Raw genomic sequence first — 20,900 nt, forward strand, 5'->3', positions numbered from 1 at the left:
ATTAACTCACGGGCAAAATTATGCTGGCTAAAGTTTATTTATGAATCATACAAAAGTTATTGGTATTGTTGGGTTAGGCACGATGGGTGCCGGTATTGTTGAAGTCTTTGCGCGACAAGGGTATCAGGTCATTGCTTGTGATGCTGATGAAAAGCAAGTTAACTCCTTAGTCCAACGCGTGCGGAACTCGCTTAGTCAATTAGTTTCACGTGGTAAACTTACCATTGAAGAATGCGAACAAAGTCTGGCGAAGATCAAAGCATCAAGGGATTTTTCACAGCTTCGTCCCGTTAATTTTTTAATTGAAGCCGTGGTTGAAGATCTGACTGCCAAACACGCACTTTTTCGTTCACTTGAACCGCAAGTCAGTGAAAACACAATTATTGCAACAAACACTTCTTCACTCTCAATTGCTGCTCTTTCTCGGGCCTTTAATCAGCCACAGCGTTTTATCGGCGTGCATTTCTTTAATCCCGCCACGCGAATGCAGCTAGTTGAGCTTATTCCCTCGCTGCAAACAGCAACACAGTGCACCACGGAGGCAAAAAAATTAATCCAATCACTTGAGAAAACAGTCGTGATTGCTAAAGATACGCCGGGATTTATTGTGAACCGCGTGGCGCGACCATTTTATGTTGAGGCTTTAAGAATTCATGATGAGGGAATTGCCGATCCTGCAACAATTGACTGGGCGATGAAGAAATTCGGCGGCTTTAAAATGGGGCCATTTGAGTTGATGGATTTAATCGGACACGATGTGAACTATGTTGTGACTGAAACTGTGTTTCAAGCAACTTATGGAGACTCGCGCTATCGGCCTTCGATTACACAGAAACGCTTACTCGAGGCAGGGCTTTTAGGGAAGAAAACTGGGCGTGGGTTCTATGATTACCGAGATGGGGCGCAGCTTCCCGAGCCGAATCAAGATCAAAAGTTAGGCCAGCAAATTTTTGAGAGAATTATTGCAATGCTAATTAATGAGGCCACTGAAACACTACACTGGAAAGTTGCCTCACGCGAGGATATTGACGCCGCTGTGACTCTTGGCGTTAACTACCCTCAGGGACTTTTACGTTGGGCCGATCAGCTGGGCATTGCACATGTGTTAGAAATTCTCCAAGCATTACAGCTCGAATACGAGGAAGAGCGCTATCGAGCGAGTATTCTACTAAAGCAGATGGCGAAAAATCAGCAGACTTTTTACGAAGTATAGTAAGTATCTGCCTGTCTGAATCTGATCGTTTCCATCCGCTGCATCTCAAATTAGTCAATTTTACAAAGTACTTACCGCTAAGAAATTCCCCTAGTACTCTTTAGTGAAATCTCCTGCCTGCCGATCATACATTGCAGGGGAAGTGAAATGTTTCAAACAAATCTTAAAAGTTTTAAGAATATTCGCGGTTTTAGTCTAATCGATTTGGTAGTGTCAATGTCTATGTTTTCCATCATGACTGCTACCGCGATTAGTAATTGGTACGACCTAACGAATAGTTCTGATAATGCAGCGGACGTTACAATCGCATATTTGAAAGAGGTGCGCACCAAAGCAATTCAAACAACACTTGCATACACGATCCAACCTGTTACTGCTTCAACAATATCGATCAAATATTCTCCAAAATGCTCAAGCACAACAAAAATAACTGATGCTAGTGCAACCCCACTGACATTACCTAAGGGAACTCAGTTTCAGAGCACTTCTTGGTCAATCTGCTTTGATAGTAGAGGATTTTCGTCGAGTTCTGGAACTTTTATCATCGGTGATTATAAAGGGCGAATAGAAACGATTCAATACTACCTCGGCGGAGGCATGCGAAAGGCGTGAAGCTAAGAACAATTCGGGATTCAGGTAGAGGCTTTGCATTATTGGATTCGATGATCTCAATCGTTATACTACTTGTTGTTATTTCTTCCTTAACAGCAGGCGCAGTTAAATATATGAAATATAATCGCACGGCCGAATTGAAAACTACTGCCGCCCTTGTTGCCCAAAAAAAGCTAGAAGAGTATCGGCAACAAGATCCTGCATCTCTACCAACATCAGGTAGCGTTAATTCAGTAGTAACGTCTGGTGGGCGTAATTTTACTGCGACAACTACATTTTGTTCATTGTCTACATTTTGTGACACGAACTCTAGGCATGTCAAAGTATCCGTCTCATATCAATCCGTGTCTTTGGGTTCATTGGAAACAGTTTATACACAATTAAAATAATTATGGCTGAACACGTTAAGTGGGGTACAAATAGCAAAGGTTTTACTACGATCGAGATGCTTGTTTCATCAGTAATTTTTTCTATTCTGGTTCTCGGCGCAGGTGGTACAATTGCCATGTACCGTTTAAATTATCATAATGATGTTGCAAAAACGCGACTTAACCAAAACTTACGAAATGCTACCGCGATTGTTTCATCTGCGTTAACCCAATCAGGTGAATATTTACCAGTTACATTTCCGATTATCGAATTGACAAATGGAACAAGTGGAAGTTCAGATCGAATAACAGTGAGAAAGGGACTCTTAGCAGAGGCTCCATTTCTATGTAAGACACTAGGAACTGGAGCAGCAGATCGAATTTATATCAGCAGTTCAGCTGGTGGTGCCCCGTCGGGGTGCGTCAGGGCGAATGTGACTACATCGTATAATACCTGGAAATCTTACCGTAGTGCAGCTACTGGAGCGCAAACTAAAGCATATATTTATGATAGCGCCGCCAAGGTTGGCGAATTTTTTTCTTATATTTCAGAAGTTGATACTGGGTCAGAATACTATTTAGTTCGGACTTCTGGGACTTGGGCAAACACATATAATACATCTTCAACTTCATTATATATTATTGAAGAGATAAAATTCCAGCGTACAACTGACACGCTAGAATTAATTATAAATGAAGATACTAGCAATCCGTATTACGCCACATTTGGTATTACGGATTTACAAGTTGAAATCCGCAAAGTTGATGATACAATTGTAAATTCTTTTTCGCGTTCTGACCAATGGCAGAAAATCAAGTATGTTGATTTTACTATCAATGGATTGGAATCAGGTATGAAAAAGACAATTTCAAAATCTCTAACAACAAGCATCTTCCCACGTAATATTCTAGGGCAATCATAATATGAAGTATACGAAGAATAATAGTCAAGGGTTTGCTTTGGTATACACACTAATGATGTTGGGCGTTCTTTCAATGCTTTCACTGACATATTTTCTTACAACTAAAATTGAGCTTGCATCGACCCGTCAAGGACGCGATAGCTTGGCGGGGTTTTATACCGCAGAAGCTGGGATGAACGTACGGGCAGCCGCGATTAGAACGAAATTTGTAAACTTTAATTTACCTTCTGGGACAAGTCCAAGTACAACGAATGCTTGCCAAGGCTCTAACCTCGGTGCAGGGGATTTCGCCTGTCAAACTAATACTCTTGGACAACATTCTGTTACTACTTACATAATTGCTGATGCGTCAAATCCGTACACGACAACAATTCCAGGCGGGGAAAAATTTAGTGGGCTTACTGCGTATGAATATCGTTACACAGCGCACGCTGAATCTAAAAATATCTCTAGTGGGCGTATTGAATCGATTTTAGAACTTAAATTTAAAAGCCGCACTGTCCCGTTATATCAATTCGCCTATTTTTATAACAAGGACTTAACGCTATTGCCGGGGGCGGCGATGAGCATTAGCGGAAGAATTCATGTCAATAATGACATCTATCTTGATGCCGTAAATACAAATCCAAATGGATTAAGTTTGACTGGTCAAGTAACCGTTGCTGGGGATTTTTGGCGTGGCGATAAAGCAGGTACAACAAATGTTTGTCGGGCAAATTCTGTAAGATTACTTGATCCTGTAACATATCAGACATTAAGTTCTGCATGCGGTGCAAGTGGCACAAGAGTCAAGGTTGACCCGAGCACTTTGTCAAGTTTCAATCAAAACATTGTAGTCGGGTTTTCACCTGTTGGAGTTCCACCGATTTCCTCTTGGGCTTCAGGGCCAGGCCATGTTTTTTGGGACCGTGCTGATTTGCGACTGGCACTAATGCTAAATAGTTCAGAAAATGCTGATACAGGTCAATCTGCGACAGGCATCATCGTTGTAGCAAATAATGCAACTAGCGCTAGTCAAAAAGACTCTACTGCAACAACGACTTTAAATAGTTCTACATCATGCCCAGGGGCATTAAGTGGCGGACGAGCGGTCGCTGTTTCTACTTGGAAAAATTATTGGATTAATAGCACATCTGGTGCAGATATGCGCGTACTGGATGTGGATGTAGTTGGGCTATTCAATTGCTTAAAAAATCAGAATTGGTTTGGCTGGGGTAAAACACTTGCGGATACAAGTGACGGAGGAATTGTGATTCATTTAACAGTAATTGGCCCTAATTCGAGCAATATTAATCGCTATGGCGTACGTCTTAGAAATGCCGCTGAGTTAAAATCTACTGTCAGTGGTGCTCCAACAATTAAGGGACTAACTATTGCTTCTGACCAAAATTTATGGACCCTGGGAAACTTCAACTCGACAAATAAAAAGCCTGCTGCGCTACTGGGAGAAACATATTTACTACATTCGAATCAATGGAATGACGCCAATACAACTTATTCAACGCGGAATGTAACAGCCTCAACAACTGTTAATGCGGCCATTGTATCAGGCAGTGGCACTACGGGGGGGATCGAAGGTATCGGCGGTCAAGGTGGCACTAAAGAGATAGGATTAATTATAAACGAAGAGAACTTTAATGGGAAGACGATTACTATAAACGGGGCGCTAGTAAGCTTGCACAGGCAAACTCGATTCCCTACAACGTATTACTACGGTAGCCCGCGCTATTCAGCTCCGACGAGAGTAATTACGTACGATACAAGTTTTAACAATCCAGCAAACCTGCCACCTTTGAGTTTAATGTTCGTTTATTTAAAGCAGGAATTGTTTATTCGCGATTATGAGCAATAAGAAGATTTAGATATATTAATTGGAGGTACGTTATGGTTAAGATAAATTTAGTGTTTTTAAGTCTATTCGCTTTGATGCCCGTTAGCGCTCTGGCCGATGAAGAAAATACTTCAATCGACTGTAGCGCTGAATGTGATAGTGGAGAGAAATTAGCCGGTGTTTCTGTTGGTGAAACTGACGCTCGTTGTTATTGTCACGTTGAGAGTGAAATGCAAGAAGTAACCCCAGAAGAGCGTGGTGAAGAGCCTTATCAGAATACTACGGAAGACCCAGATACTTTAGGTTAATTTACTGCACGGGTTACGTTAGATTGATGAGCGCGCTTTAATCAATGAAGTTCACGCTTAGTGATGCAATTTAAGTCGCTTCCCGACCTAGGTGTGTTGATCATTTATTGCGCTTCAGTCTTATTTTTATGTAAAACTATCTCATCACGGAGCATAGTCTTACATGAATGCCTATATCGTTGAAGCAATTCGTACCCCGATTGGAAAATACGCTGGAAGTTTAAGTTCAGTTCGACCAGACGATTTAGCTGCACTTGCAATCAAGGCACTGTTCGATAAAACTAATCAAATCCCCAAAGAACTAATTGACGATGTTGTGTTGGGTTGTGCAAACCAGGCTGGCGAAGATAATCGTAACGTTGCCCGCATGGCACTTTTACTTGCCGGGCTGCCACAGGGTGTGCCTGGAGAAACGGTAAATCGTCTTTGCGCTTCAGGCATGTGCGCAGTCGTGAATGCCGCACGCGCTGTTCATGCAGCGCAGGCCGAGTTGGTAATTGCAGGCGGAGTTGAAAGCATGAGCCGTTCACCGCTGGTGATGCCAAAGGCTGAGCAAGCTTTTTCGCGTGAGGCAAAAATTTTCGATACGACACTCGGTTGGAGATTTATCAATCCCAAACTGCAAAAAGAATACGGCACGGACTCAATGGGAGAGACAGCCGAGAATGTAGCAGCTCAGTGGAAAATATCACGTGAAGATCAAGATAAGTTCGCGCTTTGGTCCCAGCAAAAGTGTGCAACTGCAACTTCGCGCGGACGATTAGCTAAGGAAATAGTCCCAGTTGCGGTTAAGCAAGGCAAAGAAGAAATCCAAATAACTCGCGATGAATTTCCGCGCCCGACAACCACAATTGAATCACTGGGTAGTTTAAAGCCAGCATTTCTCTCTACCGGGAGCGTTACAGCCGGAAACTCATCCGGAATTAACGATGGCGCTGCGGCGATAATGATTGCATCAGAGGCGGCACTAAAGAAATTTAACCTAAGCCCCAAAGCTAAAATTATTGCCTCAGCTGCTGCCGGAGTTGAGCCGCGCACAATGGGCATTGGACCGGTTTTTGCCACGCGCAAAGCTCTACGCATTGCCGGGTTAGATTTAGAAAAAATGGATTTGATTGAAATGAATGAGGCATTTGCCGCTCAATGCTTGGCTTGTATCAGAGAGTTTGGCATTGAAGATCATGACCCACGCATTAATCCAAATGGCGGCGCAATCGCCTTGGGTCATCCACTTGGAATGTCTGGTGCACGCTTGATTCAAACTGCAGCTTTCGAGTTACACGAACAAAAGAAACGCTACGCACTTTGCACAATGTGTGTTGGCGTTGGTCAAGGAGTCTCGGTAATCTTAGAGCGGGTATAACTTATGACCAGTAACATTTATGCCTTTCAGGGCTTTACTCCAGTTGTCAGCCCCAAGGCTTTTGTCCATCCGCAAGCCACAGTCACAGGAAATGTAATTATCGGAGCTGATGTTTATATCGGTCCAGGGGCTCGGATTCGTGGAGATTGGGGTGGAATCGTGATTGAAGACGGCTGCAATGTGCAAGAAAATTGTACAATCCACATGTTCCCGGGGGTGGAAGTCAGGCTTGAGGCTGGTGCGCATGTTGGACATGGAGCGGTAATTCACGGCGCGCGTTTGGGCAAAAACTGCCTAATTGGAATGAATGCAGTCGTTATGGACAATGTTGAAATTGGCTCAGGCAGTATAGTTGGTGCTTTGACATTTGTTCCCGCTGATACAAAAGTTCCCGACCGCTCAGTTGTCGTTGGTAATCCGGGAAAAGTTGTGAAGCAAGTTAGTAATGAAATGCTTGAGTGGAAGACTGATGGCACTAAACTATATCAGCTCTTAGCCAGTCAGTGTTTGAATGAATTGCAAGCATGCGAACCCTTGCGCGAGATTCCAAAAAATCGCCCCAAGCAACAGGCGAATTATTTCACCTGGAAGAATGCGAAGGGTTAGAGGTTGAGAATTATATTTTTAGGCTTGAACTTCTCCTTATCCCCTGATGGGATAAGGAGAAGTTCAGGCCTAAGGCCGTAAAAATGCGTTAAGCAAATATTGAATGAAGGCAAGTATGATCATCGAAAGTTATCTTGAAGACCAATGGATTAAGGGTAAAGCAGAAGGCGCTGCTTTCTATCATGCAGTTTCTGGCGATAAGCTCGGCCAGGCTTCGAGCGCGGGCTTTGACTTTAAGTCTGCGCTAAATTATGCGCGCAGAGTTGGCGGTCCAAATATCCGCAAACTCACTTTTCATCAGCGCGCACTGAAACTTAAAGAACTTGCTAAGTATTTAACCGAGCGCAAAGAAGAATTTTACGAAGTCTCTAAAGCAACTGGGGCAACTCGCACAGATTCATGGATCGATATCGAGGGTGGTATCGGTACGCTCTTTGTTTTTTCCAGCAAGGCACGCCGAGAGCTTCCTAATCAAACAGTCTTTGTCGACGGAATTATGGAAGGGTTGTCAAAGGGCGGCACGTTCGTTGGTCAGCATATTTGTTTGCCGCTTGAAGGTGTCGCAATTCATATTAACGCTTTTAATTTTCCGTGCTGGGGCATGTTAGAAAAATTTGCCCCAACTTTCATTGCGGGCATGCCGACAATTGTCAAACCAGCAACTGCGACATGTTATCTCGCTCAGAAAATGGTGCGAGCGATGATTGAGTCGAAAATCTTACCTGCAGGAAGCCTGCAACTTGTTTGCGGAAATCTAGGTGATACTTTTGACCATCTTACGTGCCAAGACGTAGTCACGCTTACTGGCTCTGCAGCGACAGGGCAAAAATTAAAGACTCACCCTAAAATAATTGAAAATGCTGTACGCTTTAACCTCGAAGCTGATTCACTTAACTGTTCAATTCTTGGGCGTGACGTGACTCCGGGTAAACCGGAATTTGAAATTTTCATTAAAGAAGTCACGCGCGAAATGACGGTTAAAGCGGGGCAGAAGTGTACTGCAATTCGCCGCACGATTGTGCCTGAGGGTATGGAAGAGGCAGTACTTAAGGCCCTCAAGCAAAGTCTTGAGCGCGTTAAATTAGGAGATCCCTCAGCGGAAGGCGTGAAAATGGGGCCACTTGCTTCGAAGGAACAAGTGCAAGCTGTGATTAGCAATTTTCAGAAACTTAAAAATGAAGCTGAGCTTGTTTATGGGAATCCTGAAGACTTTGAAGTCATTGGCGCTGATCGTAAATGCGGAGCATTTTTCCCAGCGCTGCTTTTACATGCCGATAATCCTCTGACCAAGGAATCGATTCACAGTGTCGAGGCATTCGGACCGGTGAATACTGTCATGGGCTATAACTCAAGTGATGAAGCCGTTGAGCTTGCCCGGCTTGGGCGCGGAAGCCTTGTGGGATCGCTTGTCACGGCGGATAACAATTTTGCACGTGAAGTCATTGCCGGAGTTGCGCCGTATCATGGGCGGTTTGTAATACTAAATGCTGATTGCGCCAAAGAGTCTACTGGGCACGGCTCTCCAATGCCGCATCTTGTCCATGGTGGCCCGGGACGAGCAGGTGGCGGTGAAGAAATGGGGGGAATGCGGGCTGTGATGCATTACATGCAACGCACTGCGGTGCAAGGTTCTCCAACAACTCTTGGGGCGATTTGTAATACGTGGATGAAAGGCGGGGAGCAAATTAAAGACCCAGTGCATCCATTTCGTAAATACTATGAAGAACTTCAGATCGGGGAAACGTTAATCACGGAAAATAGATTAATCACGCCTCAGGATGTGGATCGCTTTGCGGATTTAAGTGGTGACCATTTTTATGCGCACAAGCTTGAGCTCGGAGCGCAATCAATTTTTGAAAAGCAAGTTGCGCATGGCTATTTTGTACTTTCTGCTAGTGCGGGACTTTTTGTTGACCCAGCCCCGGGGCCCGTGCTGGCTAATTATGGACTGGAAAATCTAAGATTTACCAATCCAGTTTTCCCTGGAGATTCAATCCACGTGCGCTTAACATGTAAGCAGAAGTATCCACGCGAAGGTGAAGACCGCGGAGTTGTGGCCTGGGACGTAGAAGTATTTAATCAGGATAATTTGACTGTCGCAGTGTATACGATTTTAACGCTGGTGAAAATGAAATAGGGAAGATCAAAGCTGGAAGATGAAGGGATGAATCTAGAAAATAGAGGAGGGGCGCAGCAACTTCTTTAACCTTTGGTTTTATGTCGAAAAACCTTCAGTCGCAAAAGCACAACGCCCACTCTTGTGTTTGATGTTAAGCGGGATGAAAAGCGTTAGGCGGCTTTTTTACCTTCTTGGACCCAAAGAATAGGTCTTTCGATGTAAACGTGCATGTCTACTTCTTCGAGCGCGGCTACAAGAGCTCGCACTGATTCCCAAGCATTCTCGACTAGTGTGCTCAAGTGAGCAGTTGCACGCTCGTGAGCGCTTGTGCCGACTGCTTGAAAAAGCCCAATTGAACGAAGAAGACCCTCGTTTCCTTGAGCACGGCCAAGTTTTGCCGCTTCAAATTCAGCGATGACGACGAGCGCCTCTTGAATGAAGTGACGAAGCGTTGCTTGGTCCGCTTCAACCATAGTCCTTTCAGCGTGAATGCAGCGAAAGGCAGGAATTGCGGCATACATGTCAAGTCGATCTCGTAAGTCCTCAACGGTCAAGGTCGGCATTTCGGTGGCGAAGTTGGTCAAGGCCACAAAAGTGGCTAAAAGCGGAGTTTTTGCTATATCCATATCCATATTTGATTTTCTCCTCATGGCGCACATCCATGTGCTGAGTAGACATCAAGGCTTAAAATGCATTGCATCAACGCAGTTTTTACCCTCATGGCTACACAGCAATTTTTTTCAGTGCAATTTTTTCAGTGCTTATTGCTTAAGGAGAATTAAAAAACCTTAAAATATTGCTGCGACCTCTCACTGATCTGAGATCCCGAAATTTGGGATCTACTCAATGAGAGGTGCTTAAAACTACTCTACCCGTATTAAATTTTTCAGCCCTTAAATTTTCTTGCCCTAATCGCTATGACTATAAGCTAAAAGCGCATAGGCATTATACAAGAAATAATAAATTTGTCGCCTTTGCGTGGTTGTTAAGGGCTTTGATATTTTTCTCTAAGCAGGATATTCAATAGCTGAGAACATCAGGAAGCTAGCAACCATTTGAATTCACTAGTAAATATAGATCGCCAAAGCATCTGGCATCCCTACACTCAGCACGAGACGGCACTGCCACCAATTGCGATTAAAAGTGCCAAAGGCGCGGTTTTATACGGGGAAGACGGCAAGGAATATCTCGATTTAATTTCTTCCTGGTGGGTCAATCTTCACGGGCATTCTCACCCTAAACTTGTTCAAGCAATTAAAGATCAAGCCGAGAAAATTCAGCAAATTATGTTTGCAGGCTTTACGCATGAGCCGGCAGCGTTATTTGCTGAGAAGTTAATCCAGGTTGCTAACAGTAATCTTAGCGATAAATATTTTTCCAAAGTTTTTTATACTGATGACGGTTCAACGAGCGTTGAAGCAGCTCTGAAAATCGCCCATCAATCTTGGAAGAATCAAGGTGAAAATCAGCGACGAATTTTTTTCGCACTGGATGGCGCCTATCATGGTGATACCTTTGGGGCGATGTCGCTTGGACAGTCGAGTGGGTTTTTCGATAATTTCAAAGATTTAGCCTTTGCCGTAAAGACTGTGAAGGTTCCAGAGCATTGGTGCGGTAAAGCAGCGCTTGCAGAGGAAGAAGGCCAGATCCTCGAGGAATTCTCCAAGCAGTTAAAATTATTTGCCACAGAAACTGTAGCCTTGATTGTTGAGCCGCTGGTGCTCGGGGCCAGTGGAATGCGTTGCTATCGGCCTCAGTTTCTTCAAGCGCTCTGTGAAATTGCGCGCGCCGCTGGTCTATTAGTAATTTTTGACGAAGTCATGACCGGCTTTGGCAGAACCGGAAAAATGTTTGCCTATGAACACCTAGATTTCGTGCCGGACTTAGTTTGTCTGTCTAAAGGAATTACCGGTGGGATGTTGCCCCTTGGAGCAACCCTTGTTGGAGAGAAACTATTTAAGAGTTTTCTTGGAACGTCTTTTAGTCAGGCACTTGCCCATGGGCATTCTTATACAGCAAATCCACTTGCTTGTGCTGTGGCGCTGAGGAGCCTGGAGCTTTTTTCTGAAGAGCAAAGCTTGGAGAAAGTTGCTCAAATCTCAAACTGGTATCAGGCGCATTTAGCTAAGCTGGCTGAGAATGAACAAGTTGAAAAACTTAGAACTTTGGGAACGATTCTTGCTTTTGACCTAAAGACTGATGGCGCTTACGGCTCGCAGACAAGCCTTGATTTACGAAAATTTTTTCTAGAGCGGGGGCTTTTAATTCGCCCACTCGGGAATACGATTTATTTACTGCCGCCCTATTGCATTAAAGAAAGTCAGTTGATACAGGCAGTTAACGGTATTATTCAAGCATTGATTTACTAGTATTTTAAGTCCTGCTATAGATAGTTTTTTTGCTCTTTCTCATTACTGCTACGGGTAATTTCATCAATATAAATATTGAATTCTTTGAGATCTAGCCTTTGGGAAACAGTAGGTTAACCAAAGGTTGGTTAGGTAAGCATGAACGCAAAAACCTTAACACTCGACACCACAGCCCGAACTGAGCCGTGGATTGCAAATGACACCCTTCTTGCAGTAGCAAGAGAGGGGGGTCGGCACGGGAACATCGACATCCAAGCGGACTTGAACATTCGCTTTGGTGGATCCATCCGCTTCACTTCTTTCGGGCCCCCTGAATGCTGGTGCAGCGCGGAGGTCGAGGAACTTCGCAACCTCATCGTGCAAACGCAAGAAGCGACCGTAGCTCTTAGTGGGCATAGTTCTCCGATGCACGTCCCGCGCGAACTCATCGTCCAGGCACTTCAAGTCTACGATCAGGGTGATTGGAAGACTGTATGGAATGAAAACGGAGACGGCAATCCGCTTGTGCCCATCGAGCCAGAATCGGCTACCACGAAGCAGTGGATTCCCCCAGTCGGCTTCGACTGCTGACATGCTTTTGCTGGGAGAGGACGAGGTGCGATCTCTTACTCTCCCAGCACTACATTTTAGCATTGGCTATTTTTTACTTAAGGATTAATCCCTAAGGCTACTTCTTAAAGAAATTACTACTTTCCTCCTAAGGCAGTTCGCTTTTCAATGTCGCCTAAAATAGCCTAGCTCACTATCTGTTATGCAGATTAGTAGTCCCTTAGGCTTGAACTTATACTTCCCCTTAACCTTATACTTAACCTTTCCCTATACTTAACCTTTCCCTTTTTGGGTAAGGTTAAGGGGAAGTTCAAGCCTAAGAATGGCTCGTGCAACTACTGTTGCATTCTGCATCAGTAGTTGCACTTTGCAACAGATATAAAAATCATAATAGTCTGTAATTATTCAATATTTTTAGCGTAATATAATTGGCACAGCCTTGCATATAGATGCTCACGCGTGGCGGAAAATCCCGCCTCGCAAGTTAAGTCCGCAAAAGGAGCATCGAAGTATATGGCTAAAACTGAAGCACTTACAAGCAATCAAGCTGACCTAGTTGCCAGTCACGTTTCATTCGCAAAACGACTTGCAGCTTTTACTGCAACAAAAAAGAAAGCATTTGGATTTGATACAGAGGAATTTGAAAGCGCCGCATACCTGGGGCTTTGTGATGCAGCTCGGCGCTTTAATGCTGAGAAGGGAATGAATTTTGAAACCTTTGCATACTTTCGTATTCAGGGTGCAATGGCTGATATGCTCCGCAATGAAGCTGGAGTGCGCCGTCGTCAATATAATCGCTTAACCGAAAACGCTACGGTAGGAGAGGAGTTTGAATCTGAGGTTGTTGACGGCACCGAGGCTTCGAGTGCTGAAATCAAAAAAGAAATAATTAAATTTGAAAGATTACCTTTCCCCTTTGCACGTAGCGGCAAAGAACTTGCGCAGCTACTTGAAATTATCGACGAAGTTGATATGCGCCTACACTGTAACTCCGACGGCAGCATGGATTTAGCCTACGACCGCGAACTTAACCCTGAAGAATTTATTTCCGGAAGAAATACCAGACGCTATTTGAAAGATTTAATTGAGCGCCTGCCTGAGAATGAGAAAACAGTCATTAAGCTGCGCTATTTCGAGGAAGAATCACTCGATGCATTAACTGTAAAACTCGGTAATGTCTCGCGCAGTTGGGTCTCACGTTTGCACAGTAAGGCGATTGAACATCTTCGTTCCTACATTGCAGCAGATGAGACAGAATGCGCCTGCAACGCAGAAGCAGCTGCTCGGCACTCAATGCAAGCACGCGTTAGCCCAGCTTATCGTAAGGCGGCGTAGCAACCTATGAAGCCAAGCAAATTATTTTACCTGATTCTGCTGCTAGCCTGCTGTGGTTGCAAGGAAACACTGCTACACGATTTGGATGAAATTCATGCCAATAAAGTGCGCTTAATTCTTGCTGAGGGTGGCATTACTCCATACAAGAAAAAAGAAGGCCAAACTTGGAGTATCCAGGTCGATGCCAGTGAAATTACAAGGGCTCTTAGATTACTCGATCAAAGTCGGGTGCTTAAGCCTGAGGATGTTTCACTTGCACAAAGATCCTCTAGCTTGGTGCTGAGTCGAGAGGAACGCAGCCAAATTCTTGAACGTCAACTTGCATTAACGATCGAGCAAACTCTCGAACGTATGCCTGGCGTGCTTGAAGCTAGAGTCCATCTACATCGAGAAAGTAAAGGAATTTTCCCCAGTGAAGCAGGTGAAAGTCTCGGTGAGGGGAGCGTACTCTTAGTGACTACAGATGCTTTGGCAGTAGATGAAGCAAGTATTAAAGCCTTGGTAGGTCGAGCTTCAGGAATCACTCCCAATAGTATTGCAATTACTCTTACTAAAACCGTGACAAAGCATGTAGCAACGCCTCAAGTAGTAGCACCAAGCGAGGATCTTCAAAAAGTCACAACAGTGCAAAAGCAAGGTGAAACGCAAATAACAGAAACGTTTCTAGTAAACATAAAATCGGCACTTAAAGCTAAGCAGCAAATGCTACTGATCTTTGCTGCCTGCATTGTGCTCGGTGTGATTTTGCTTAAGCTGCTAAGGGTAAAAAGCGCTAGAAAGAAGCAAGCACTAAAAGGCGTAGCAGCTAGAGTTGTTATGGGAGAAGTTGCCGCGAGTGAAAAGCCAGAAACTGGCAAAGTTAAACCCGCTGCTTTTATCGTGCCTCAGCGTGAATTACAAAAACAACTGCCAGCAGGATGGGTTAACGGCCATGCTTGAAATACTTGTTAAAAGTGTGGAGCAAGCTGGCGCAAGTCAAATCGGGATGAGGCAGGTCCGAGGATTAATGCTTGCTGCTTTAGATGAGTGGAAAAGTAAACACTCCAAGCTTGGTAGTATTAATTATGTTCTACCCGAAGTCATAGCACTTGAACGTACCGATCTTCAGCAGTATGAAGGGCAGCAATTAATTCTCGGCACTAGTATTCACGGGCCATTTTTAATCGGAATTCCTGTTAGTTTTAAGCAATGCATTGAAGTAGCCTGTGGGGACAGCTTAACGCAGGTATTTTCAGCTTTTACTGCAGCAAGCGCAATATGCAGTCGATACATGGTGCGCTTAAGTCCGCTTTTGGTCCCACGTAAAAACGTCGAGCAGAATTTCTGGAAGACAGACTTCAGCGTAGAAGTTAATGCAGCTAGTTTTGACTGTAAACTTTATCTTACGAGCGCTCTGATCTCAGCTTTGAAACGGCAATCGCTCGAAATTTCAATTCAAGATTTACCTGAATTTCTTCTGAATGAGCGTGTGGGAACCCGCCTTAGTCTTTCACTGCCGTGTTCAAGCTTAATGTTTACAAATAGCGTTGTTCCTGGCGGTCAAATCGCTCTGGGCACGACAAATCTGAATGCCACGCTGCACGTTGGATCTAAGCAAACAGCACTACACTCAAGAGCAGCGATCCTTGAAAATAATAAGTTAGTTTTAAATGGTGAATAGTATGGAAAACCTGAATGCATATTCGTCGTCACTACTTGATAGTTTAGAAACAAGGGTAACCCTTGAACTTGGCGACCTGGTGCTCACAGTCAAAGAATTATTGGTGCTTGAAACAGGTGCGGAAATCGAGCTCGAGATCGATTTATCTAAGCCTTTACGACTTACTTTAAATGGCAATCATCTTGGTGAAGCCACATTGGTGCGACGTGACCACGGAATTGTCCTGCAAATAAATTCAATCGCAAGCAACAACTGCATCGAAACGGACGATAATTACTATGAGTGTAACTAAAGGAGGTCGTTATGACTGATGAAATAACAAACATTAAAAGCACTAGTGCTTATGAGATCTACCCGGCTGAACCATCGACTACCGGTACTACCGTATTTAGCGATGTGATTGATGCGGTTGGAACTGTCGGCGGTGCTTTTGTCGGGGGACTTGGTGATGCAAATTTTGCTGAATTACTGCAAATGCAAATCCAGGCCCAAGTTGAAATGCAGTCGGTAAGCATGGAGTCGAATATCGAGAAATCGAAACATGAAACTCGCATGTCAGCGATTCGCAATATTCGAGTGAATTAAAATTATCATAAAGATTACGCCGCAGTTAGCGGCATTGAAGTTAAAAGAGGAGAAAATTATATGGCAACTGTAACAGCAAATAAATTAACCCCAAATTATGAAGCCAGCACAATGAAACGCGCTCAGGATTTGATGCTTAACTTGCACACGACTGATAAGCAAATTCTTAGTTTCATGCAGAATGTGATGAGTAGCGGCAAAGCTAGTCCGGAACTAATGATGCAGCTTCAGAAAATGCAGGACATGCGCAATAACATGATTTCCATGCTTTCAAACATGATTAAATCAGCATCCGACACGATGCGATCAATTGTTTCAAACATGAGAAATTAGGCTGACAGCGGAACAATTACTCGGTAGCTCGAGGTGCTAAAGAATTGGCAAATCAAGCTGCGGAGTAAAATTATTCAAGTGAGATATTAAACATGGCACGTCCCAATAAAATGGCTTTGCTCTTGCCACTGGCAGTTGTGGCAGTTGTGGGCATGATGATTTTCCCCATGCCAATTGCACTGCTTGATTTCTTGCTGATGTGCAATATCTCACTTGCCTTATGTTTGTTGATCAGCACCGTCTACCTTCGGGAACCAGCAAAATTTACTTCCCTACCGACAATTCTACTCTTAACGACACTGTTTCGCTTAGGCTTAAATATTGCCACGACTCGTCAGTTGCTGGGCTATGGAGAGGCGCCAGAAGTAGTGATTGCTTTTGGCAATTTTGTTGTGGGCGGCAGCCTTGTTGTTGGTGCAGTGATCTTTCTGATTATCACGATTGTTCAATTCCTAGTGATTGCTAAAGGAGCAGAGCGTATTGCAGAAGTTGCGGCACGCTTTAGCTTGGATGCGATGCCAGGAAAACAAATGTCAATCGATGCTGACGTGCGCGCAGGGATTCTAAGCTTACAAGAAGCTAAACAAAAACGCTGGGAATTACAGCAAGAGTCTAAACTCTACGGCGCACTTGATGGTGCAATGAAGTTTGTCAAAGGTGATGCGATTGCAGGTATTGTTATTACTTTAATTAATATCTGTGCCGGTTTAATTCTGGGAGTAACTTACTTTGATCTCCCCTTTGCTGAGGCGCTACATCGCTACACTATTTTTACAATCGGCGATGGCTTAGTCTCTCAAATTCCTGCTGTGCTTGTCGCAGTAGCTGCGGGTCTCGCGGTGACTCGAGTTGAAGCTCAGAATGAATCATTACTCGGGGAAGATCTGATCAATCAGCTTGGCCGTGAACCACAGGCGCTGGCGACAACAGGAATTGTACTGCTCGTGCTTGCTGCAATTCCAGGACTTCCGCACCTTCCTTTTATTTTTAGTGGGCTCAGCTTTTTAGGAGTTTCACGGGTCAAGGGATTACTTTTAAATTCCGCTGCCCAGCTTGAGGCGGACGCAAATTTTGAGCCGAAAATTATTTCACCCATAAAAATTAGCATCAGTTCGCTACTTTTACCGAAAATCCAAGCTGAGAAATGTTTTGCGCGGAATTTGCAAGCTTTACGCACGAAGGTTTTCGAAACTTGGGGAGTCGTTATTCCAGAGCCGCAACTTGATATTCGCTCGAACTTAGCTGCAAATCATGTTGAAATCTACTTCAACGCTATGCTCTATCGCAGCCACGAAATTGAAAATAGTAATGCACCAATTAGCGATAGCGCGTGCACTGCAGCAATTCTTAGTGACTTCGCAACATTTATTGAAAGTTCGTTGGCGGAATTTATTGACGACAATCAAACGAGAATTCTGCTAGATTTGCACCATCCGCAATGCGAGGATTTGATTACCAATTTAATCCCCAAGCAATTGTCGATTACAGCTCTCACGACAATCTTACGCAGTTTGATTGAAGAAAAGACACCGGTCAGGGAACTTAGAAAAATTTTACAAACAATCGCTGAATCCCTACAAACACGAGATGATGCGCAAATTCGGCCGGTGATTGCCGGACCAAAAGACTTGAGGTTGCTGCCCGAGCTGCAAGCCTTAGCTAAAAATTCAATCACGCTTAGAACACATGAGCTCTTGGCAGAAGTTAGAGCTGCACTAGCACGATCAATTACCACACAAGTAGCAAACGGCAGGACAAGTTTGCGCGTAATCGCTTTAACGCCAGACTTTGATCACTTGATTACTACTGTAGCGGTTGGACAGGCGCCATTGCTACCTGAAAACTCAGAGCAAATTTTCCAGGTGATCGCTGAAAATCCGACCGCTGACTTAGTGCTTACTGGAAAATACTCACGGCGATATATCTATGAAATGCTTGCCCATCAAGCGATTGGCTTACCTGTAATCGCACTTGGGGAACTGACACGTGACGTTGAACTTGAAGTCATTGCTCAAGTCAAAGCTCCAGAGCAAGAAGTAAGTGCAGCAGAACAACCATTAGCTTCACAACAAGTAGTGGCCTTACGAACATTTGAGAATACGAGGCATGCAGCATGATTCGTAAAATTAAATTGCTCAGCTTAGTGATTTTGACTTGCACTGGATGCTTTAAACCAGCTCGACCGGACGCGACGACATTGGCACGTCGTGACCAAGAATTAAAGAGCTTACTTACTCAAGCTGTAATTGGCTTACGCAAGAATACAACAGAAGGCAGGGATCAAGCGCTTGGCGCACTAACCGTGGCAATTGAACTTGCTCCGCAAGACGCTCGAGTGCTCGATGGCCTAGGCTCGCTTTATTTTCAGGAAGAGAATTATCAAGCTGCGAAAAGTTATTTTAAAAGAGCAATTGCTGCTGACCCGCAGTACTCTCGCCCTTATGCGCACCTTGCTTTGATTGCACGTAAAGAATCTAATCAAAGTGAGGCTGAACGACTGTCTCGAATTGCACTGAAGAAAAATCCGCTCAACTTTCGAGCGCGGAATAATTTCGCTGTCATTGAACAGGAGCTGGGAAAACATAACTATGCTGCAGATGAATTTTATCGCGCTCACCTGGCCAGTAAGCAGCGCGCAAGATTAATTCGGTCAAATATTAATAAACAAAAAGAGGAGTTATAACTATTTGTAATAATTGAATAAAATTTCTGGAATAGCCTGAATTATTTTAGTATACTGTGCTCTGTTTGTTGGGGCTCCTTTGTGCTCAACACGAATCATGCACTAAGTTGTTGCAGTGGAACAAAAAGTGACAAAACACAACGCAAAGTACAACGCTGGTTCAGAAGTTCAACGCGGACAGAAGATTACGCGTCTTTCCGACTATCGCGCAGCTCTGGAAATGAAAGACACCGTACTTGCTTCGCAAGCTGTAGTTGATGCTTTGTGTGTTTGTCGTGAGGCCCGCGGCCTTGACCCAATTTCGACATTTAGGCGTGATAAGCTCGTGTGTGACCTAATCCAAACACCCAGCGCGACACGTATAATCTTCGAACACGGACTTTCCAGAATTTCTAAAGACAAGTAGTAAATCAGTCTTATGAATATTATTCGCAACAAAGAGCTAAGCTATTTAGCAAAAGAATTGATCCGTCTCATGCATCAGCATGAACTCGGAAGTTTAGGACGATTAGTAATTGGCTTAGCAGGTGGCAGTAGTATTCTCCCAATTCTTGCTACCCTGGAACAAGAAACTGCACTACTTGAGCGTCTCGATATTTTCCTTGTGGATGAAAGAATTGCAGACAGCACAGAAAGAAATGCTGCAGCCTTAATAAAGTATTTGGCAGATTGTCCGCACTTAAATCTCCCTGACCACTCCGGTGCCGATGCAAAAGCGATTGCTGAGAACTATTCGAAGAAATTGAAAGCTTGTGGCGGGCGTTTCCAACTGCTGGTTCTAGGAGTTGGTGAGGATGGGCATATTGCCTCAATCTTTCCCCAGCACCCAGGATTTAAGATCAGTGGCCAAGGCTATGCGGTAATTGAAAATTCGCCCAAGCCACCCCAAACCCGCATTTCTCTAACAGCAGAATCAATTCGCAATGCCGACTCGCATGTGCTTTTGTTTTTCGGCGAAAATAAGCGCCAGGCTTTGGAGAATTTTTTAAATCAAGAAGTTTCACTAGAAGCTTGTCCCGCAAAGCTTGTGCTGCATGGACAATCAGTTACCGTCTTAACTGACTTAGGGAAGCTCTGATTAAGTCCGATCTTGGCCAATTTCTTCGTCACGGGAGATTTCTGCGATGCTCGTTTATTACAATAAAGTCCGCTTCTCAAAATTCCCGTTCCTCGATCTTGGCTGAACCTCGAACTTAATCAGAGCTTCCCAGGACTGATCTTGCTGGACAAAATAAATAAGTAACTGTTGACGAAAGTTGCGTTAGCGAAAAAAATTTGGCAAAGGCAATATCTCAATTTATTGATTCAGTAGTTGAATTACATCAGTTTGACTGAGCACGGGTATCTTCAGTTCTGTTGCCTTCAGTTGGTCGCTCGGATGTACATATCCCCAACTAGCGTGCGCTAAGCTAATCTGGGTGAGCTCTGGACCAAGCTCATTGTTGATCGCCTCTAAGTTTTGGATTGAATCATCAATAAACCAGAGGGCTTGCGGCTCAGTCCCCATGATTACTTGTAAGTGCTGCGACTTTTTTATACCGCGCTCTCCAGCATAGAGGCGGTGCGTTGGGAAATTTAATCCAAAAAATGCTGTTAGTTCGAGCACAGCCGCGGCATTCTTGTAGGTGACGATGTAGAGTTCACTAGCGCGGCGCTTAAATTCACTCCAAATTGGCTCAAATGGTTGATGCAATGCCAGCCAAGCGTCACGATTTTCTTGGATGAATTTTGATCGTGTGCTGAAAAAATACTTTGTTCGCTCAGCCAGCGGTTGTGGCTCACGAGCAAGTAGTCCTTGGAATTTTTTAGATTCAAGTTCGGCGACAGAGTGCGTATCTAAGCACCAACGCGCAAAAACAATGAAATCACCTGCCGGCTGAACGAGATGTCGATTGGTCAGTAGGTTCTTTAAATAATGCTCAGGCAGTTGCGCCAAGGATGTAGGCGTTTCTTTGGTGATGCAACGAAAAGCAGTGACTGCAACTTCATGCACTGAGTCCATTAAGACGCCGTCGAAATCAAACACTGCTTGTTGCTGCATTT

General features: G+C 44.2%; 23 protein-coding genes. 21 read left to right on the top strand and 2 right to left on the bottom strand.

Annotation, left to right across the window (positions count from 1 at the left end):
* Positions 1–40: 40 nt before the first annotated feature.
* From JNK13_11345 to paaZ, 9 genes are all read left to right on the top strand, one after another.
* Positions 41–1,213 (top strand): NAD(P)-binding domain-containing protein, encoded by a 1,173-nt coding sequence (locus JNK13_11345; protein ID MBL7663334.1) that lies wholly within the window; start codon positions 41–43, stop codon positions 1,211–1,213.
* 147 nt (positions 1,214–1,360) lie between these two features.
* Positions 1,361–1,825, top strand: a complete 465-nt coding sequence (locus tag JNK13_11350) for a hypothetical protein (protein ID MBL7663335.1) — start codon at positions 1,361–1,363, stop codon at positions 1,823–1,825.
* Positions 1,822–2,214 carry a type II secretion system protein gene (locus tag JNK13_11355; GenBank protein ID MBL7663336.1) on the top strand — a complete coding sequence of 131 codons (393 nt, stop codon included), beginning with the start codon at positions 1,822–1,824 and terminating at the stop codon, positions 2,212–2,214. The genes JNK13_11350 and JNK13_11355 overlap by 4 nt, the downstream gene beginning before the upstream one ends.
* Positions 2,215–2,216: 2 nt before the next feature.
* Complete coding sequence (locus JNK13_11360) at positions 2,217–3,116, top strand: prepilin-type N-terminal cleavage/methylation domain-containing protein (protein ID MBL7663337.1); 900 nt, start codon at positions 2,217–2,219, stop codon at positions 3,114–3,116.
* A gap of 1 nt (position 3,117) precedes the next feature.
* Complete coding sequence (locus JNK13_11365; protein MBL7663338.1) at positions 3,118–4,968, top strand: hypothetical protein; 1,851 nt, start codon at positions 3,118–3,120, stop codon at positions 4,966–4,968.
* 32 nt (positions 4,969–5,000) lie between these two features.
* Complete coding sequence (locus JNK13_11370) at positions 5,001–5,255, top strand: hypothetical protein (protein MBL7663339.1); 255 nt, start codon at positions 5,001–5,003, stop codon at positions 5,253–5,255.
* Between the two features lie 163 nt (positions 5,256–5,418).
* Positions 5,419–6,618, top strand: coding sequence for a 3-oxoadipyl-CoA thiolase (pcaF, locus tag JNK13_11375; protein MBL7663340.1), 1,200 nt, complete (start codon positions 5,419–5,421; stop codon positions 6,616–6,618).
* Between the two features lie 3 nt (positions 6,619–6,621).
* Complete coding sequence (locus JNK13_11380; protein ID MBL7663341.1) at positions 6,622–7,224, top strand: transferase hexapeptide repeat family protein; 603 nt, start codon at positions 6,622–6,624, stop codon at positions 7,222–7,224.
* Positions 7,225–7,339: 115 nt separating this feature from the next.
* On the top strand, positions 7,340–9,361 hold the full coding sequence (gene paaZ / locus JNK13_11385) for a phenylacetic acid degradation bifunctional protein PaaZ (GenBank protein ID MBL7663342.1): 2,022 nt from the start codon (positions 7,340–7,342) through the stop codon (positions 9,359–9,361).
* Between the two features lie 152 nt (positions 9,362–9,513).
* Here paaZ and JNK13_11390 read toward each other — a convergent pair whose 3' ends face one another.
* Complete coding sequence (locus JNK13_11390) at positions 9,514–9,969, bottom strand: hypothetical protein (protein ID MBL7663343.1); 456 nt, start codon at positions 9,967–9,969, stop codon at positions 9,514–9,516.
* A 429-nt stretch (positions 9,970–10,398) separates the two neighbouring features.
* On the opposite strand from JNK13_11390, the gene bioA reads away from it, so the two are divergent.
* The 12 genes from bioA (at position 10,399) to pgl (ending at position 19,935) form a co-directional block, all read left to right on the top strand.
* The gene (bioA, locus tag JNK13_11395; GenBank protein ID MBL7663344.1) at positions 10,399–11,712 is read left to right on the top strand and encodes an adenosylmethionine--8-amino-7-oxononanoate transaminase; all 1,314 of its coding nucleotides are present in this window, start codon (positions 10,399–10,401) and stop codon (positions 11,710–11,712) included.
* Positions 11,713–12,069: 357 nt separating this feature from the next.
* Positions 12,070–12,282, top strand: coding sequence for a hypothetical protein (locus tag JNK13_11400; protein ID MBL7663345.1), 213 nt, complete (start codon positions 12,070–12,072; stop codon positions 12,280–12,282).
* A 492-nt stretch (positions 12,283–12,774) separates the two neighbouring features.
* Positions 12,775–13,596 carry a sigma-70 family RNA polymerase sigma factor gene (locus JNK13_11405; protein ID MBL7663346.1) on the top strand — a complete coding sequence of 274 codons (822 nt, stop codon included), beginning with the start codon at positions 12,775–12,777 and terminating at the stop codon, positions 13,594–13,596.
* 6 nt (positions 13,597–13,602) lie between these two features.
* Positions 13,603–14,535: a hypothetical protein gene (locus JNK13_11410; protein ID MBL7663347.1), complete on the top strand. Its 933-nt coding sequence runs from the start codon at positions 13,603–13,605 to the stop codon at positions 14,533–14,535.
* Complete coding sequence (locus tag JNK13_11415) at positions 14,528–15,256, top strand: hypothetical protein (protein MBL7663348.1); 729 nt, start codon at positions 14,528–14,530, stop codon at positions 15,254–15,256. Before JNK13_11410 ends, JNK13_11415 begins: the two co-directional genes overlap by 8 nt.
* A 1-nt stretch (position 15,257) precedes the next feature.
* On the top strand, positions 15,258–15,548 hold the full coding sequence (locus JNK13_11420) for a FliM/FliN family flagellar motor switch protein (protein ID MBL7663349.1): 291 nt from the start codon (positions 15,258–15,260) through the stop codon (positions 15,546–15,548).
* Between the two features lie 11 nt (positions 15,549–15,559).
* Positions 15,560–15,841, top strand: a complete 282-nt coding sequence (locus JNK13_11425; GenBank protein ID MBL7663350.1) for a hypothetical protein — start codon at positions 15,560–15,562, stop codon at positions 15,839–15,841.
* A gap of 60 nt (positions 15,842–15,901) precedes the next feature.
* Positions 15,902–16,174: a hypothetical protein gene (locus JNK13_11430; protein ID MBL7663351.1), complete on the top strand. Its 273-nt coding sequence runs from the start codon at positions 15,902–15,904 to the stop codon at positions 16,172–16,174.
* Positions 16,175–16,266: 92 nt separating this feature from the next.
* The gene (locus JNK13_11435; protein MBL7663352.1) at positions 16,267–18,291 is read left to right on the top strand and encodes an FHIPEP family type III secretion protein; all 2,025 of its coding nucleotides are present in this window, start codon (positions 16,267–16,269) and stop codon (positions 18,289–18,291) included.
* A complete protein-coding gene (locus tag JNK13_11440; GenBank protein MBL7663353.1) occupies positions 18,288–18,857 on the top strand; it encodes a hypothetical protein in 570 nt (189 codons plus the stop codon). The genes JNK13_11435 and JNK13_11440 overlap by 4 nt, the downstream gene beginning before the upstream one ends.
* Before the next feature lie 115 nt (positions 18,858–18,972).
* A complete protein-coding gene (locus JNK13_11445) occupies positions 18,973–19,263 on the top strand; it encodes a hypothetical protein (protein MBL7663354.1) in 291 nt (96 codons plus the stop codon).
* A 12-nt stretch (positions 19,264–19,275) separates the two neighbouring features.
* Complete coding sequence (pgl, locus tag JNK13_11450; protein MBL7663355.1) at positions 19,276–19,935, top strand: 6-phosphogluconolactonase; 660 nt, start codon at positions 19,276–19,278, stop codon at positions 19,933–19,935.
* A gap of 219 nt (positions 19,936–20,154) precedes the next feature.
* Here the strand turns inward: pgl and JNK13_11455 are convergent, their stop codons facing one another.
* The gene (locus JNK13_11455) at positions 20,155–20,898 is read right to left on the bottom strand and encodes a hypothetical protein (protein MBL7663356.1); all 744 of its coding nucleotides are present in this window, start codon (positions 20,896–20,898) and stop codon (positions 20,155–20,157) included.
* Positions 20,899–20,900 lie beyond the last annotated feature (2 nt).

Source organism: bacterium, from assembly GCA_016786595.1.
In the GTDB taxonomy this organism is placed as follows: domain Bacteria; phylum Bdellovibrionota_C; class UBA2361; order SZUA-149; family JAEUWB01; genus JAEUWB01.